Annotated in this window: 15 protein-coding genes; 10 read left to right on the top strand and 5 right to left on the bottom strand. The window is 67.3% G+C overall.

Features of this window, described 5'->3' with window-relative positions; translation table 11 throughout:
• Window positions 1-52: 52 nt before the first annotated feature.
• Window positions 53-1,153 (bottom strand): PQQ-dependent sugar dehydrogenase, encoded by a 1,101-nt coding sequence (locus tag OSB52_RS11280; protein WP_235722788.1) that lies wholly within the window; start codon window positions 1,151-1,153, stop codon window positions 53-55.
• A gap of 160 nt (window positions 1,154-1,313) precedes the next feature.
• Between OSB52_RS11280 and OSB52_RS11275 the strand changes: the two genes are divergently transcribed.
• Complete coding sequence (locus OSB52_RS11275; protein ID WP_266061701.1) at window positions 1,314-2,516, top strand: DoxX family protein; 1,203 nt, start codon at window positions 1,314-1,316, stop codon at window positions 2,514-2,516.
• 18 nt (window positions 2,517-2,534) lie between these two features.
• Here the strand turns inward: OSB52_RS11275 and ilvD are convergent, their stop codons facing one another.
• Window positions 2,535-4,379 (bottom strand): dihydroxy-acid dehydratase, encoded by a 1,845-nt coding sequence (gene ilvD, locus OSB52_RS11270; protein WP_266061700.1) that lies wholly within the window; start codon window positions 4,377-4,379, stop codon window positions 2,535-2,537.
• Window positions 4,380-4,506: 127 nt separating this feature from the next.
• Window positions 4,507-4,944, bottom strand: coding sequence for a PH domain-containing protein (locus tag OSB52_RS11265; protein ID WP_266061699.1), 438 nt, complete (start codon window positions 4,942-4,944; stop codon window positions 4,507-4,509).
• A gap of 272 nt (window positions 4,945-5,216) precedes the next feature.
• Between OSB52_RS11265 and OSB52_RS11260 the strand changes: the two genes are divergently transcribed.
• Genes OSB52_RS11260 through ilvC form a run of 3 tightly spaced genes read left to right on the top strand, consistent with a single transcriptional unit; the run spans window position 5,217 to window position 8,731 of the window.
• Window positions 5,217-7,175, top strand: coding sequence for an acetolactate synthase large subunit (locus OSB52_RS11260; protein ID WP_235722575.1), 1,959 nt, complete (start codon window positions 5,217-5,219; stop codon window positions 7,173-7,175).
• Window positions 7,172-7,675 (top strand): acetolactate synthase small subunit, encoded by a 504-nt coding sequence (ilvN, locus tag OSB52_RS11255; protein ID WP_235722582.1) that lies wholly within the window; start codon window positions 7,172-7,174, stop codon window positions 7,673-7,675. The genes OSB52_RS11260 and ilvN overlap by 4 nt, the downstream gene beginning before the upstream one ends.
• Before the next feature lie 42 nt (window positions 7,676-7,717).
• A complete protein-coding gene (gene ilvC / locus OSB52_RS11250) occupies window positions 7,718-8,731 on the top strand; it encodes a ketol-acid reductoisomerase (RefSeq protein WP_235722584.1) in 1,014 nt (337 codons plus the stop codon).
• Window positions 8,732-8,811: 80 nt separating this feature from the next.
• Here the strand turns inward: ilvC and OSB52_RS11245 are convergent, their stop codons facing one another.
• Window positions 8,812-9,477, bottom strand: coding sequence for a chymotrypsin family serine protease (locus tag OSB52_RS11245; RefSeq protein ID WP_235722585.1), 666 nt, complete (start codon window positions 9,475-9,477; stop codon window positions 8,812-8,814).
• 313 nt (window positions 9,478-9,790) lie between these two features.
• Between OSB52_RS11245 and serA the strand changes: the two genes are divergently transcribed.
• The 4 genes from serA to OSB52_RS11225 all read left to right on the top strand — a co-directional run bounded on the left by serA (window position 9,791) and on the right by OSB52_RS11225 (window position 13,877).
• Window positions 9,791-11,386, top strand: coding sequence for a phosphoglycerate dehydrogenase (gene serA / locus OSB52_RS11240; RefSeq protein WP_235722587.1), 1,596 nt, complete (start codon window positions 9,791-9,793; stop codon window positions 11,384-11,386).
• On the top strand, window positions 11,383-12,393 hold the full coding sequence (locus tag OSB52_RS11235; protein WP_235722589.1) for a 3-isopropylmalate dehydrogenase: 1,011 nt from the start codon (window positions 11,383-11,385) through the stop codon (window positions 12,391-12,393). Before serA ends, OSB52_RS11235 begins: the two co-directional genes overlap by 4 nt.
• A 132-nt stretch (window positions 12,394-12,525) precedes the next feature.
• A complete protein-coding gene (locus OSB52_RS11230) occupies window positions 12,526-12,879 on the top strand; it encodes a GntR family transcriptional regulator (protein ID WP_235722594.1) in 354 nt (117 codons plus the stop codon).
• The gene (locus tag OSB52_RS11225) at window positions 12,876-13,877 is read left to right on the top strand and encodes a DUF1648 domain-containing protein (RefSeq protein WP_266061695.1); all 1,002 of its coding nucleotides are present in this window, start codon (window positions 12,876-12,878) and stop codon (window positions 13,875-13,877) included. The genes OSB52_RS11230 and OSB52_RS11225 overlap by 4 nt, the downstream gene beginning before the upstream one ends.
• Here the strand turns inward: OSB52_RS11225 and OSB52_RS11220 are convergent.
• The gene (locus tag OSB52_RS11220) at window positions 13,834-15,066 is read right to left on the bottom strand and encodes an MFS transporter (protein ID WP_266061693.1); all 1,233 of its coding nucleotides are present in this window, start codon (window positions 15,064-15,066) and stop codon (window positions 13,834-13,836) included. The genes OSB52_RS11225 and OSB52_RS11220 overlap by 44 nt on opposite strands.
• Window positions 15,067-15,177: 111 nt before the next feature.
• Here OSB52_RS11220 and OSB52_RS11215 point away from each other — a divergent pair, with 111 nt between their 5' ends.
• Window positions 15,178-15,951, top strand: coding sequence for a fumarylacetoacetate hydrolase family protein (locus tag OSB52_RS11215; protein ID WP_266061692.1), 774 nt, complete (start codon window positions 15,178-15,180; stop codon window positions 15,949-15,951).
• Window positions 15,948-16,769, top strand: coding sequence for an alpha/beta fold hydrolase (locus OSB52_RS11210; protein ID WP_266061690.1), 822 nt, complete (start codon window positions 15,948-15,950; stop codon window positions 16,767-16,769). Before OSB52_RS11215 ends, OSB52_RS11210 begins: the two co-directional genes overlap by 4 nt.

Below are 16,769 nucleotides of genomic sequence, written 5' to 3'. Positions count from 1 at the left end.
CGGGCAGACTACCTCCGGCAACGGGGTGCAATCTGCCGGCGAGGCTACCCGGTCAGGTCCGGTCCTCGGTCGACGACGGCGGCAGCCAGCGGACCACGCGGTCGTCGGTGCTGACCGGCTCACCCGAGGTGCGGTTCACCGTGGCGAACTGGATCACACCGTTCTCGAGCGCCACCATCCGACCCAACGCGCCGTAGCGCTTCTCCAACACCACTGCGGGTGGGGTGATCGCCGGCTTCTCCCGAGTCGGTTCGGTGAGGGCCTCGATGTGCTGGGTGCGAGTCGTCGAGACGAAGATGGCACCGGAGGTGACCGCGCAGCCGGCGATCTGCGGGCGGTCGGGCCACGTCCACAACACCTTCGGGCCCGATGGCTCCAGGACCTGGATGCGATCCTCGGTCGCGGTCTGGTCGGCGACATAGAGCGAGCCGGTGGTGGCGCTCGGACACAGGGACACATTCGAACCGAAACCCGAGGCCAGGATTCGCGGGCGCGGGTTCGCGCCCGAACTCAGCGACGTCACCGACAGGATCTTGCCCGCCAATGACGAGGGATCATTGGCGGCGGCCGGGTTGCCGGCGTCGCCGGTCGCGACCACCAGCTCCGTCGGGGACCTGAAGAACATCGCGCCCATGTTCCCGCTGGCACCCTTGGGAATACCCACCAGGATCGGTTTGGGCACGTCGCCCGGTGCCAGGCGCACCACCCGATTGTCCGACGCGGTGGTGATCAATGCGTAGATCAACCGGTCCTGGTCGTACGTGGGGGAGAAGGCGAAGTCGATCAGTCCGCCGTCGCCGGATGCGTCGACCGGCGCTGTGGCCAGAACACGCTGCGGTCCATAGCGTTTGGTGGTGATGATCTTTCCGGTGGTGCGTTCGGCCACCACGGTGACCTCACCCTGATCGTCGCCGGGCATCACCGCTGCGGTGGACTGCAGGCAGGTGGCGATCACCGCCGGGTCCGGGTCCACACACGGACCGGGGGGCGGTGGTACCGGTGGTTCGGTGGGGGAGGGACGGGGCTGTTGCTGCTGCGCCGGTGACTCGTTGTTGGCGCTGAACGCACCGGCGTCCTTCGCGCGATCCTGCTCGGTGAAATCGGCACATCCACTCGCCGCCAGCATCAGCACACCGAGCACCACCAGAGTGATCAGGCGACCGGGGCGGGTGCGGGCCGATGCGGTCGACCGCTCGCGGTCGTGTTCTGACCTCGGCCACCCCATACGCATGGCGTCCAGCGTAGGCGATCGTTTCCGACTCACCGCGCGCTGCTCGAGGCGTCCAACGGTGTTGGCGCCTACAGTCGGAACCGTGAGCGAACGTGACCCAGCCGCAGGCGGCGGCTCCAGTCCGTACGACGAACCAACGGGCGAGATCGATCTCGGGACGGCCGCATCCGGGCGCCGCCGGCCGGTTCCCACCGAGGATCGCGACACCTTCTATGACCGACACGCTGCGGCGGGCCGCAAGCGGGTCGATGATCTCGATGACATCGCACCTGACGAGGTACAGACCCGATCTGTGTCGACGCCGACAAATCCCGCCCCGGCCGACCCGGAGTCGGCAGACCCGACCCCGGCCGATCCGACCCCGGCCGATCCGACCCCGGCCGATCCGACCCCGGCCACTGAGGCCATCGACCGTCGACCGGCGGGGGCGGTGGATCCCCGGCCGCCGGCCGCAGAGGATCCGACCACCCCGATCGTCGCGCAGGCCCCGACCCTCGGCGACGCAGGCGCGCCCACCACCGCCTTCGGTGCGTCCGCGGCACCGCGGACCACCGCGTATGCGGCCGAGCCGGCCGGCGACGACCGAGCCGATCCGTATCCGACGCCGGAGACCTCGCCGATCGCGGAGCCGTACCCCGTCGGCGACAGCTACCCGACCGGTGATGAACGTCTGCGGTCGGTGGAAGAGGATCTCGCCGACTCTGAGCGGCGCGCTCGACGGGGCACCATCGACCTCGGCCTGCTGCTGCTTCGGGTCGCGGTGGGACTCATCGCGATGGCACACGGAGCGCAGAAACTGTTCGGGTGGTGGAACGGCCCGCGACTGTCGGGCTTTCAGGACATGCTGGTCAACGCGCCCAATCCGGCGATCGGCTTTCAGGACGACGCCGCGCGGCCCCTTGCCGTCGTCGGCGCGCTCTCGGAGACCCTCGGTGGGTTGATGCTGGTGGTCGGGCTGTTCACCCCGCTGGCGGCGTCGGCGGTGCTCGGTGTGATGCTCGTGGCCGCGGCATACAAGGCCACTCTGGCCGGTGGCGTATGGTTCTTCGCCTCCGGTGGCGGGGGAGCCGGGATCGAATACGAACTGCTACTGGCGGTGTGCGCGGCGGTCATCATCCTGACCGGTCCCGGCCGGATCTCCGTCGATGCACCACGCGGTTGGGCGCGCCGACCCGCGTGGGGGTCGCTGGCGCTGCTGGTGGTCGGCGTGGGCGCCGCGGTCGCCGTGTGGCTGCTGTTCAACGGGACCAACCCGTTCGAGTCACCCGGCAATCCCACCGGCTGAGCGCCCGCTGCCGGTCGGTCAGTCGACGACGCGCACCGCGCCCCGATCGGCCGAGGTGGCCAGCTTCGCGTAGGCACGCAGTGCGGTGGTGACCGGTCGCTGTCGGTCCTTGGGCTGCCACGGTCGCTCGGACGCCTCCATCTTCGCGCGGCGCTCGGCGAGCACGTCGTTGTCGACGAGCACCTCGAGGCGCCGGGTCCGGACGTCGATCAGGATCGGGTCCCCATCCTCGACGAGCCCGATCGCGCCACCCGATGCCGCCTCGGGCGACATGTGTCCGACCGAGAGCCCCGACGACCCGCCGGAGAACCGGCCGTCGGTGATCAACGCGCACTTACGACCCATGCCGGTGCCCTTCATGAAGGCGGTGGGGTGCAGCATCTCCTGCATACCGGGTCCACCGGCGGGCCCTTCGTACCGCACCACGAGCACCTCGCCGGCCTGGATGGTCTTCGACAGGATCACCTGCACGGCGTCCTCTTGACTCTCCACGACGCGCGCGGGCCCCTGGAAATGCCAGAGTTCCTCGTCGATGCCCGCAGTCTTGAGCACCGCGCCGTCGGGCGCCAGATTGCCGCGCAGCACACACAGACCGCCCTCGACGGTGTAAGCGTGCTCGAGATCGCGGATACAGCCGCCGGCCGCATCGGTGTCCAACGACGTCCACCGGTTCGCCGTGGAGAACGGGGTGGTGGTACGCACACCGCCGGGCGCCGCGTGGAACAGCTCGACGGCCGCGTCGATCGCCGTGCCGCCGCGGATGTCCCAGTCATCGAGGAACTGCCCGATCGTCGGGCTGTGCACGGTTGCGGCGGTGTCGTCGAGCAGACCGGCCCGGCGCAGTTCGCCCAGGATCGCGGGGATTCCACCGGCGCGATGCACGTCCTCCATGTGGTAGTCGGAGTTCGGTGAGACCTTCGACAGGCACGGCACGTTGCGACTGATCTCGTCGATGGTGGAGAGGTCGAAGTCGGTGACCTCGCCCTCCTGCGCGGCGGCAAGGATGTGCAGGACCGTGTTGGTGGAGCCGCCCATCGCGACATCGAGCGCCATCGCATTGCGAAATGCGGTGGGGGTGGCGATGTTACGGGGCAGCACCGAACTGTCGTCGTCGCGGTACCAGCGCAGGGCCGCTTCGACGATCACGGTGCCGGCACGTTCGAACAGCGCGCGGCGGGCCTCATGGGTGGCCAGCGTGGATCCGTTGCCGGGCAAGGCCAGGCCGAGGGCCTCGGTGAGACAGTTCATCGAGTTGGCGGTGAACATGCCCGAGCACGATCCGCAGGTGGGGCACGCCGATCGCTCGACCTCGGACAAACCCTGCTCATCGACGGCGCTGTTCGCCGACGCCGAGATCGTGGTGATGAGATCCGACGACGGGTGGGCGACTTCGCCGACCACCACGGCCTTGCCAGCCTCCATCGGTCCACCCGACACGAACACCGTCGGGATGTTCAACCGCATCGCGGCGTTGAGCATGCCAGGAGTGATCTTGTCGCAGTTGGAGATACACACCAGTGCATCGGCGGTGTGGGCGTTGACCATGTACTCGACGGAGTCGGCGATGATCTCGCGACTCGGCAGGGAGTAGAGCATTCCGCCGTGCCCCATCGCGATTCCGTCGTCGACGGCGATCGTGTGGAACTCACGCGGCACCCCGCCCGCCGCGCGCACCGCGTCGGCGACGATCTCGCCGACGTCCTTGAGATGCACGTGGCCGGGTACGAACTGGGTGTAGGAGTTGGCGATCGCGACGATCGGCTTGCCGAAGTCATCGTCGGTCATACCTGTGGCCCGCCACAGGGACCGGGCTCCTGCGGCCTCGCGGCCGACGGTGGTGGTTCGGGACCTCAGAGCTGGCATCGCTGTTTCCTTGTGTCGACATGTCCGCCTGGACTCGGGCGAACTCGTGAACGCCACCGCATGGGGCCGTACACGATTGACGAGGCTACTCCGCGGCGACGAGCGCGAACAAAATGATTTCGTTGGGTCAGTTCTCGTCGTCGGCAGCTGCCGCGGCGTACGGATCGGGAATGCGACCGCGGCTGGCCGCCGAGAGCCGGGGCAGGTCGGCGAAGGTGAAGGCGGGCAGGCGGACCCGCGTGCCGTTGGCCAGTACCGCCCGCACCGAACTCCACCGGGGGAACTGCAGGCCGTCGATCTCGCTCCATGGGATCTCACGGGTGGAGAAGGTGTGCACGGCCCGCAGGCCGTCTTCGGTCACGACGGTCCGGATCCGGACGATCCACCAGCCCAGCAGTACGGGCAGGATGAGGGTCCAGCCCAGCCAGACCAGCGACGCACCGGCGAGGATCACCGTGACCACGAACATCATCGGCACCGCGAAGTAGGCGAGACGTTGAATCCGGAACGTCTGCGGCAGTTCGACGGCGGGTGCATCATGAGAGGCGGGCGATGGAGTTGACACCCGACCATTGTCTCACTTCACGCATCCCGTTGATTCACCAGTATGTTCCCACGATGTGGGATGCCGATGGGCGCGGTTTGACTCTTGACATGCGCCGGTCCTACCGTGAAGGCGTGATGCAGCATCAGATTCTCGTAGTACTCGGCCGGCGCGTCGTCGCCTGACGGGTCACTTCGTAGACCTCCAGCATCGACGCGCCACCCTCGAACAGCTCAGCTGTCGGGGGTTTTTTCTTGTCAATTGAACGAACACCAGAGCAAAAGGATCGTGCAGTGAGCGCACCAACAGCACGTACCGACGACGCGCGGGGAACCGCGCGCGAAGCGGCGCCGCGTCAACAGTCACCAGCGGGCGGGAATCTGCGCGCGGTAGGTCAGCACACGGTTGCTCCCGAACGCGTCAGCGGGGCGCAATCGGTGGTTCGTTCGCTCGAGGAACTCGGCGTCGAGATCGTCTTCGGCATCCCGGGCGGAGCCGTTCTGCCCGTCTACGACCCGCTGCTCGACTCAGCGAAGGTGCGTCACGTCCTGGTGCGCCACGAGCAGGGCGCGGGTCACGCGGCCACTGGTTACGCCCAGGTCGCCGGACGTGCCGGCGTCATGATGGCCACGTCGGGCCCCGGCGCGACCAACCTGGTCACCCCGCTGGCCGACGCGCAGATGGACTCGGTCCCGGTGGTCGCGATCACCGGTCAGGTGGGTCGCGCGCTCATCGGAACCGACGGTTTCCAGGAGGCCGACATCTCCGGCATCACCATGCCGATCACCAAGCACAACTTCCTGGTGAACAACCCCGCCGACATCCCGCGCGTGATCGCCGAGGCGTTCCACATCGCCGAGAGTGGACGCCCGGGTGCAGTGCTCGTCGACATCCCCAAGGACATCCTGCAGAGTCAGACCACCTTCTCGTGGCCGCCACAGATCGACCTGCCCGGCTACCGTCCGGTGACCAAGCCGCACGGCAAGCAGGTCCGCGAGGCGGCACGGCTGATCCAGTCGGCCAAGGCGCCGGTGCTCTACGTCGGTGGCGGTGTCATCAAGGCCAACGCGTCCGAGGAACTGCGTGAGCTGGCCGAGCTGACCGGTATCCCGGTGGTCACCACGTTGATGGCGCGCGGTGCATTCCCCGACAGCCACTCCCAGCACCTGGGTATGCCGGGTATGCACGGCACCGTCGCCGCGGTCGCGGCGCTGCAGCGCAGCGATCTGCTCATCACCCTCGGCGCCCGCTTCGATGATCGGGTGACCGGTCAGCTGTCGTCGTTCGCGCCCGACGCGAAGGTGATCCACGCCGACATCGATCCGGCCGAGATCGGTAAGAACCGGCATGTGGATGTGCCGATCGTCGGCGATTGCAAGGCGGTCATCGGCGACCTCCTCGAGACGATCCGCAACGAGCGCGCGACCACCACCGAGGCGCCGGACCTGTCGACGTGGTGGCGGTACCTCGACGGCATCCGGCGCACGTATCCACTGAGCTACGACCGTCAGGCCGACGGCTCGATGTCGCCGGAGTTCGTCATCTCGGCCATCGGCAAGGCCGCCGGGCCCGACGCGGTGTACTGCGCAGGCGTCGGGCAGCACCAGATGTGGGCCGCGCAGTTCATCTCCTATGAGAAGCCACGGACCTGGCTCAACTCGGGCGGTCTGGGCACCATGGGCTACGCCGTCCCGGCCGCGATGGGCGCCAAGGCCGCCGCGCCGGACACCGAGGTGTGGGCCATCGACGGTGACGGCTGCTTCCAGATGACCAACCAGGAGTTGGCCACCTGCGCGATCGAGGGCATTCCGATCAAGGTCGCCCTGATCAACAACGGCAATCTGGGCATGGTTCGCCAATGGCAGACGCTGTTCTACGAGGAGCGCTACTCCAACACCGACCTGGCGACGCACTCACGTCGCATCCCGGACTTCGTGAAGCTCGCAGAGGCGTTGGGCTGTGCGGCATTCCGGGTGGAGAACGAAGCCGACGTCGACGAGGTGATCGCCAAGGCCCGCGAGATCAACGACCGGCCGGTCGTCATCGACTTCATCGTCGGTGCCGACGCGCAGGTGTGGCCGATGGTCGCCGCGGGTACCGGCAACGACGAGATCATGGCGGCGCGCGACATCCGTCCGCTCTTCGATGATGACGAATCCGCCTCGGTCGACACACCGGAGATCCATGAGGCCATGGGCCGCACGGATGCCGCGGTGCTGGCCGGTTCCGCAGACAAGAAGGACGAGCAGTGAGCACCACCCATACCCTCAGCGTTCTGGTCGAGGACCGGCCCGGCGTGCTCGCCCGTGTCTCGGGCCTGTTCTCGCGGCGCGGCTTCAACATCGAGTCGCTCGCCGTGGGACCGACCGAGCTGAAGGGGATCTCACGGATGACCATCATGGTCACCGTCGACGACTTCCCGCTCGAGCAGGTCACCAAGCAGCTCAACAAGTTGATCAACGTCATCAAGATCGTCGAACAGGACCCGGAGAGTTCGGTGTCCCGAGAACTGATGATGATCAAGGTGCGCTCGGACTCGGCGGTGCGATCAGAAGTGATCGAGGTGGTGAACCTGTTCCGCGCGAAGGTGATCGACGTCTCGCCGGAATCACTGACCATCGAGGCCACCGGCACGAGTGAGAAGCTCGAGGCGCTGCTGCGGATGCTCGATCCGTATGGCATCCGGGAGATCGCGCAGTCGGGCGCGGTCACATTGGGTCGGGGACCCAAGAGCATGTCGGCCAACCGCTGACACGAACGAATCACACGAGAAGAAATCGAAGGGAATCCAACTGTGGCGATCGAACTGTTCTACGACGACGACGCCGATCTGTCGATCATTCAGGGCCGCAAGGTCGCGGTGATCGGCTACGGCAGCCAGGGACACGCACATTCGCTGTCGCTGCGTGACTCCGGCGTCGACGTCGCGATCGGCCTGCGCGAGGGCAGCAAGTCGCGCGACAAGGCCGCCGAGCAGGGCCTGAAGGTCATGACCGCCGCCGAGGCCGCTGCCTGGGCCGACGTCATCATGATCCTCGCCCCGGACACCTCGCAGGCGAAGATCTTCACCGAGGACATCGAGCCCAACCTGAAAGATGGCGACGCCATCTTCTTCGGACACGGCCTCAACATCCACTTCGACCTGATCACGCCGGCCGAGAACATCACCGTCGGCATGGTTGCGCCGAAGGGCCCCGGCCACCTGGTGCGTCGTCAGTTCGTCGACGGCAAGGGTGTGCCCTGCCTGATCGCCATCGACCAGGATCCCAAGGGTGAGGGTCAGGCTCTCGCGCTGAGCTACGCCAGCGCCATCGGCGGTGGCCGTGCCGGCATCATCAAGACCACCTTCAAGGAAGAGACCGAGACCGACCTGTTCGGTGAGCAGGCCGTGCTCTGCGGTGGCACCGAGGAACTGGTCAAGACCGGCTTCGAGGTCATGGTCGAGGCCGGTTACGCCCCGGAGATGGCCTACTTCGAGGTGCTGCACGAGCTCAAGCTCATCGTCGATCTCATGTACGAGGGCGGCATCGCGCGCATGAACTACTCGGTGAGCGACACCGCGGAGTTCGGTGGTTACCTCTCGGGGCCGCGCGTCATCGACGCCGACACCAAGGAGCGGATGCGCGGAATCCTCAAGGACATCCAGGACGGCACCTTCGTCAAGCGTCTCGTCGCCAACGTCGAGGGCGGCAACAAGGAACTCGAGGGGCTGCGTAAGCAGAACGCCGAGCACCCGATCGAGGTCACCGGCAAGAAGCTGCGCGATCTGATGAGCTGGGTCGACCGGCCGATCACCGAGACCGCCTGAGCGACTTCACGTCCCTGACTTTTGGTAGCTACGACAGTGGCCCCGAGGTGAGACCTCGGGGCCACTGTCGTAGCTGACGATCAGATCGGGCGGAAACCGCCGTACTGCGGCAGCGAACCGACCCGGCGCAGGATCGGGGCGATGTTGGTGCCCGTCTCTGGTCCGAGGCAGGCGAGGAAGTAGTAGGCGTTGACCATGCCCACGAGGCGGTCGCCGACGACCACCGGGCTGCCGGAGTCGCCCTCGACCACACACAGCTGGCTGAAGTGCACATCGCCGTCGGAGAACCAGCTGATACCGCAGGTGTTGCCGGTGGTGCGGCCTTGCTTGCAGGCGACGGCCGGGAACGCGAGCGGCCGGGGGTCCACGCTGCGGATGGTCAATCCGCGCACGGAGCGCAGCGGCACGACCTTGGCCGGATTGAACTCGATGACCGCGATGTCGAGATCACTCGCGGAGTACGTGATGGTGCCGGCCTGACCACGGTCCTGGAAGGTCTCGGAGTACACCTTCTGGCCGGGATTGCCGCAGTGACCGGCGGTGATACCGATCAGCTTGCCGGTGTTGGACTTGCCGATGGTGGTCAGCGTGCACGCTGCCGCGGAATTGCCGCCCTTGAGCACCAGGATTCCCGATCCACCACCGAGATAGATCTTCGCCGGTGCGGCATCCACTGAGCCAGCCCCCAAGCCGGCCAGCACTGTTGCAGCCAGAACAGCCAACAGTGCTGTCAGCTTCCTCATCATCCACTCTCCGCTCATCGATGCGCACAGAATCAACGGCCCCGGAGCCGAGCCCGGGGCCAAGCACACGGTACCGGGCGGTAGCCGCGTGATGCGTGGTGCGGAATCGTCCCGGGGTCGGTTTGCAACCTATCCGTAATGCCGATCACAATCTACCGTGAAATTCCGGGGGCGGACCCGAGCAGCGGATACCGCCTGCAAATCCGACATGCGGCGACGACTAAGCTGTCCGCGGAAGTCCCCGTGGTCGCCTCTGCGCCGCCTGCGGCGATCTCCGCCTTCTCACTGACTTTGGCCCCCGACCATGGAGACTATCGTGACCTCAGCTGGCCGTCCGGTCGTTCTGATCGCCGACAAACTGGCTCCCTCGACCGTCGAAGCGCTCGGCGACGACGTCGAGGTCCGCTGGGTGGACGGCCCCGACCGGCCGAAACTGCTCGAAGCCGTGGCCGACGCCGACGCCATTCTCGTACGGTCGGCCACCACCGTCGACGCCGAAGTGCTCGACGCCGCACCCGGAGTCAAGATCATCGCGCGCGCAGGTGTCGGCCTCGACAACGTCGACGTCCCGGCCGCGACCAAGCGCGGCGTGATGGTCGTGAACGCCCCCACCTCCAACATCCACACGGCGGCCGAACATGCCGTCGCGCTCCTGATGTCCGCGGCCCGACAGATCCCCGCCGCCGACGCCACGCTGCGGGAGCACACGTGGAAGCGCTCGGCGTTCAACGGTGTGGAGATCTTCGACAAGACGGTCGGCGTGGTCGGCCTCGGCCGCATCGGCCAGCTGGTCGCCGCTCGGATGGCCGCGTTCGAGACCTCGATCATCGCCTACGACCCGTACGTGTCGCCGGCCCGCGCCGCTCAGCTCGGCATCGAACTGGTCAGCCTCGACGAACTGCTCGAGCGCGCCGACTTCATCACCGTGCACCTGCCGAAGACTCCGGAGACGCTGGGACTCATCGGCAAAGACCAGCTGGCGCGTACCAAGAAGGGTGTCGTCATCGTCAACGCCGCGCGCGGTGGCCTCATCGACGAGCAGGCGCTTGCCGATGCGATCAACTCCGGGCACGTCCGGGGCGCGGGACTCGACGTCTACGCCACCGAGCCGTGCACCGATTCGCCGCTGTTCGAGCTGCCGCAGGTCGTGGTGACCCCGCACCTCGGCGCCTCCACCAGCGAGGCCCAGGACCGTGCCGGCACCGACGTCGCCAAGAGTGTCCGGCTCGCGCTGGCCGGACACTTCGTGCCCGACGCGGTGAACATCACCGGCGGTGCGGTGGATGAAGAGGTGGCGCCATGGCTCGAGGTGGCGCGCAAGTTGGGCTTGCTGGTGGGAGTCATCAGCGACGAGCCACCGACCTCGCTCGTCGTCGACGTCCGCGGCGAGCTCGCCGCCAACAACGTGGAGGTTCTCGGCCTCTCGGCACTGCGCGGGCTGTTCTCTGCGGTCCTCGACGAACCCGTCACCTTCGTCAATGCCCCGGCTGTGGCCGCCGATCGTGGCGTGACCAGTGAGGTCACCACCGCGCCGGAGAGCCCGAACCATCGCAGCGTGGTGGACGTGAAGGCCGTCTTCGCCGACGGGTCGGTGCACAACGTATCGGGCACGCTCACCGAACCGCGCCTGGTGGAGAAGATCGTCAACATCAACGGCCGCAACTTCGACCTGCGGGCCGAGGGCCACAATCTGATCGTCAGCTACGCCGACAAGCCCGGCTCGCTCGGGCGGATCGGCACCCTGCTGGGCAACGCCGACATCGACATCCAGGCGGCGGGTCTGTCGCAGGATGCCGACGGCCCGGGAGCCACCGTGGTGCTGCGGGTCAGCGCCAAGCTGTCCGACGATCTCGTCGCCTCGATCGGTGAGGCCGTCGGCGCCACCCTGATCGAACAGGTGGATCTGTCGTGAAGCTCGCAGTGATCGCCGGGGACGGCATCGGTCCCGAGGTCGTCGGCGAGGCCATCGGCGTTCTCGAAGCCGTGGTGCCCGCGGTGACGACCACCGACTACGACCTGGGCGCACGCCGGTACCACCGCAACGGAGAGTTGCTCACCGCCGACGACCTGGCGTCGTTGCGCGAACACGACGCGATTCTGCTCGGCGCCATCGGGGACCCGTCGGTGCCGTCGGGTGTGCTCGAGCGCGGCCTGCTGCTGAACATGCGTTTCGCCCTCGACCATCACGTCAATCTGCGACCGGCCCGCAAGCTTCGCGGTGTCAACTCGCCGCTCGCCGGCGATCCGGACATCGACTTCGTGGTGGTGCGGGAAGGAACCGAGGGTCCCTATACCGGTAACGGTGGCGCGATCCGCGTCGGCACACCGAACGAGGTCGCCACCGAGGTCAGTGTGAACACCCGGTTCGGTATCGAACGCGTGGTGCGTAACGCCTTCGAACGTGCCCGGGCGCGCCGCAAGAAGCTGACGTTGGTGCACAAGACCAACGTGTTGACCTTTGCGGGTGCGATGTGGAGTCGCACGGTTGCCGAGGTCGGCGCCGAATATCCCGACGTGACCACCGATTACTGCCACGTGGACGCGGCGACCATCTACCTGGTCACCGATCCCGGGCGATTCGACGTCATCGTCACCGACAATCTGTTCGGCGACATCATCACCGACATCGCCGCCGCGGTCACCGGCGGCATCGGATTGGCCGCGTCGGGCAACATCGACGCCACCGGGACCAATCCGTCGATGTTCGAGCCGGTGCACGGCAGCGCGCCCGACATCGCGGGGCAGGGCAAGGCCGATCCGACCGCTGCGATCCTGTCGGCAGCCCTGCTGCTGGCTCATCTCGGTGAGACCGACGCGGCCGAGCGAGTCGAGAAGGCCGTCGCCGACGATGTGGCCGCTCGCGGGTCGGAGGCGTTGAGCACCACCGAGATCGGGCGCCGTATCCGCGAACGCGTCTGATCTCCATCGCGCGACCGTCGCGACAGAGCCCCGCCCGGGAGACATCCGGGCGGGGCTTCGTCGTCGTGGCCATCGTGTCTCGCACGACGCCGGTTCATTGTTCTATTTTCGATAGAACTATATGATCAGCACGTGTTGATCCGCATCGACCCGTCTTCGCGCGTGCCGCTGTACGAACAGATCGCCTCGTCACTTCGCGGCTCGATCGCACGCGAGGAGATCGGAGGTGGTGAGCGGCTCCCGGCCGCACGCGATCTGGCCGCGTCGCTCGACATCAATCTGCACACCGTATTGCGCGCCTATCAGTTGCTCCGCGACGACGGGGTCGTCGAACTTCGTCGAGGGCGGGGGGCGGTGGTGACACACGCGGCCGCCGGGCGTGCCGAACTCGCCGATGCGGTGGAGGGTCTGATCCGGGTGGCGCGGCGACTGGGCATGTCGGCCGACGCGACGGCCGCCGAGATCCACGGGAGGTGGACGCTGTGAGTGGACCGGACGAACAGGGGGACAGCATGAACAGGTGGTTGATCGGGGCGCTCGGTGTGCTTCCGTCGATGATCGCCGGAGTCGTGGGGTCCCTGCTCGTGGCAGCATGGGCCGACGGCCTACCCGATCCGGTGGCCACGCACTGGGGTGGCGGTGGCGCCGACGGTTTCACCAGCGTTCCGGTGGTGGTTGCCTTGCCGGCCTTCGTGGGGATCCTCGGTGCCGTCCTCGGTGCACTGTCGGTGCTGCTGCGCGATCGCACCGCCTTTCGTCTCACGCTCGGAATCGTTGTGGGCGTTGCAGTGTCGACGATCGCCATCATCGTCTTGGCGACCGGGTCGCAGCGCGGTCTCGCGGATGCCGGTGACGCCGCCACCCCGACGTGGCAGCTGCCGGCCGGCTGGCTCCTGGGACTCGCGGCGGGCGCGGGAACGGCTGCGCTCGTGCCGAAGTGGACGTCGACGGAGCAACCGCCAGATGTCGGCGAACGGCCCGACGTCGCGCTCGCCCCCGGCGAGCGGGCACTGTGGACACGGGTCGCGACCACGTCCGGCGTGGCGACGGCGATCATCGCCATCGCCTTGATGATCCTGATCTCGGTGGCACTGCTGGTGCGCTCATGGCCCGTCATCCTCATCGCGGTCGGGGTACTCGTCGTGTCTGTCGCGATGTGGAGTGTCCGGGTGACGGTCGACCGTCGCGCGGTGGCGGTCCGCGGCCGACTCGGCTGGCCGCGCACCGTGATTCCGATGGCGGAGATCGATCACGCCGAGTACGTGCAGGTTCGGGCACTGCGTGATTTCGGCGGCTACGGCTATCGCGCGGCGATGCATGGGGATCTGAAGGGGGCCAAGGGTTTCGTGCTCCGGTCCGGAGACGCGCTGCTGATCCTCCGGCGCGGTGGAGCACGCCACGTAGTCGTGGTGGACGACGCTCGCACCGCCGCAGGGCTGATCAATCGATTTGTCGATCCCGCGGGACGAGGGGAATGGCGATGAGTGGTGTCACGGCGGTCAGCGCGAAGGCGATCGGGAAGCCGGACGCGGCGATCAATGCGCCGAGTATGGGGGTACTCGCCGAGGTGGCCAGGTACTGGGCGGTGTTCTGAATCGCCAGACCGCGCCCGCTCCATGACGGGCCGGCGTATTCGGCGATGGCGGTGAAAGCCAAGCCGTTGTCGGCGACCGAGGCGATCGAGGCGATCACCATCACCAGTGGTGCGACGGGACTCCCCAACCAGTCGGTCAGTGCCAGCGCCATCGTTGCCAGGGCGGCGATCAGGGCGATCAACCGGATCGGACGCATGCGCGAGCCCCACGCGTCCGACACCCGTCCGGCCACGATGCGGCCGATGGCGCCGATCACCTGTGTCACGGTCACCAGGACGCCCGCCGCGGCCGGCGGCCATTGATGCGCGACGATCAACCAGGTGGGCACGAAGGTCCACATCATGGCCTGCGGAATCACCAGCAGCACGCTCACCCCGTGGACTCGGGCCAGGAATCCGCTGGTTCGATAGGGATTTCGACCAGTGCTCGACTCCGTCACGTCGGCGGGGCGTCGCGGCGGCGATGGTGGATCCACGATCCCGACGACGCACGCGATGAGTCCGAGTCCGGTCACCACCATCGGAACCGCCAGGGCCGCGGTGACGCCGAGTGCCTGCGCGGTCAGCGGCATGGTGAGCGCGCACACCGCGATGCCGAGCGGCTGTGCCATCTGACGTACCCCCATCGCGGTGCCGCGTTGTCGAGCCGGGAACCAGCCCACCACGATTCGACCGCTGGCGCCGTTGGCTGCCCCGGAGCCCAATCCGCCGACGAACAGTGCTGCGCCCAAGGCCCACAACGGGGCGTCGACGGCGGAGATGACCACGGCGGCGATGGTGCCGGCCAGGGTGATGCACAGTGAGATGGTCAGGACGCGGCGCTCACCGTATCGGTCCAACAGTGCGCCCCACGGGATGATCAGCAGCATCAGGCCCACCGTGGGCACCGTGGCCAGCACCGAACCCGCAGCGAGCGACATGCCGTGCTCGGTGTGCAGGGCCGGGATGAGATACGCAACGCCGCTGACCGCGCAGGTGGTGGTCATCGCGGCGACCAATGCGCAGCACAGCATCGTCCATCGGCGCGCCGCGGTCATCGTCGGCTGCGTCCGCACAGGGGTTTCGGCGACGCGGTCCATTTCACTCCATCTCAATATGTGAAACACAACGTCCACATTGTAGAACGAGGCGTGGGCTGGTCCAACCCGCGTCCCGAGTGCTGAGAAAAGGCGGTGCGATAGTGTCGTGCCATGCGTTTAGGTCGAGTAGCCAGCCCGGACGGGGTCGCCTTTGTCGCCATCGAGGACGCCGAGGACGGCCCTCGGGCGCGTGAGATCGCGGAGCATCCGTTCGGCACACCGTCGTTCACCGGACGATCGTGGGCGCTGGCCGACGTCCGTCTGCTCGCGCCGATCCTGGCCTCCAAGGTGATCTGCATCGGTAAGAACTACGCCGCACATGTCACCGAGATGGGGGGTGAGCAACCGGCCGATCCGGTGATCTTCATCAAGCCGAACACCTCGATCATCGGTCCGGAGGTTCCGATCGTGCGTCCGCCGAACTCCGAGCGGGTCGACTACGAGGGGGAACTGGCGGTCGTCATCGGGCAGCCCTGCAAGGACGTCGCAGCGGCCAAGGCCGCGGAGGTGATCCTGGGCTATACCGTCGCCAACGACGTCACCGCCCGTGATCAGCAGCAGGCCGACGGCCAGTGGACCCGTGGCAAGGGTTATGACAGCTTCTGTCCGCTCGGTCCCTGGATCGAGACCCAGTTCGACCCGACCGATGTCGAGGTGACCACCGAACTCGACGGGGAGGTCAAACAACGCTCGCGGACCTCGCTGATGCTCCACGGCGTCGGTGAGATCATCGAGTGGATCTCGCGGATCATGACCCTGCTACCAGGTGATGTGATCCTGACCGGCACCCCCGAGGGCGTCGGCCCGATGGTTGCGGGCCAGCGCGTCGCGGTCACCGTGGAGGGGATCGGCACGCTGTCCAACCCGGTGGTGGACAAACCGTGAAGGGGCCGAACATCGCGCGTGTCAACGGGATCGAGCTCGCCTACGAGGATGTCGGTAGTGGGCCGCTGGTGGTGATGGTGATGGGAACCGGCAGCCCGGGCCGGGTCTGGCAGGCCCACCAGCAGCCTGCGCTGGTCAAGGCCGGGTATCGGGTGGTCACCTTCGACAACCGTGGCATCTCGCCGTCCTCGGAGTGCGTCGAGGGCTTCACCGCCGACGACATGGTCGCCGACACCGCCGCGTTGATCGAGCATCTCGCGGCCGGTCCGGCGCTGGTGGTCGGAACCTCGCTCGGTGCGCGCATCACCCAGGAGTTGGCCCTGGCGCGACCCGACATTGTGAAGGCCGCGGTGATGATCGCCACCTACGGTCGCAACACTCCGCTCCAGCAGGCGATCTCGGCGGGGGAGCGGGCGCTCTACGACAACAAGATCACGTTGCCGCCGGAGTATGCGGCGGCGATCACCGCGCATCTCAACCTGTCCCCGCACACACTCGACGACGACCGGACGGCCAAGGACTGGCTCGATGTGATCGGATTCTCGCCGCAGACGGTCACCGCCGGTGTCCGGGCGCAGTTGGGGTTGCACGATCGCGAGTCGGATCGGCTTGCCGCGTACCGGGCCATCGCGCGTCCCGCCTTGGTGATCGGTTTCGCCGACGATCGCACGCTCCCGCCGAAACTGGCCCGCGAGGTCGCCGACGCGATCCCCGGGGCGCGCTATGAGGAGATCGCGAAGGCCGGCCATTTCGGATACCTCGAACAGCCCGCCGAGGTGAACCGGCTGCTGATCGAGTTCCTCGGAACCCATCGCTGA

This window comes from Gordonia aquimaris, from assembly GCF_026262595.1.
In the GTDB taxonomy this organism is placed as follows: domain Bacteria; phylum Actinomycetota; class Actinomycetes; order Mycobacteriales; family Mycobacteriaceae; genus Gordonia; species Gordonia tangerina.
Note: the sequence above shows the minus strand (reverse complement) of the source record. Positions and strands in the feature narration are given on the sequence as shown.

Excerpts from the sequence above, each read along its gene's own strand:
- ilvD (WP_266061700.1), bottom strand. The coding sequence starts at position 4,379 with ATGCCAGCTCTGAGGTCCCGAACCACCACCGTCGGCCGCGAGGCCGCA.
- OSB52_RS11245 (WP_235722585.1), bottom strand. The coding sequence starts at position 9,477 with ATGATGAGGAAGCTGACAGCACTGTTGGCTGTTCTGGCTGCAACAGTG.
- OSB52_RS11220 (WP_266061693.1), bottom strand. The coding sequence starts at position 15,066 with ATGGACCGCGTCGCCGAAACCCCTGTGCGGACGCAGCCGACGATGACC.
- OSB52_RS11215 (WP_266061692.1), top strand. The coding sequence starts at position 15,178 with ATGCGTTTAGGTCGAGTAGCCAGCCCGGACGGGGTCGCCTTTGTCGCC.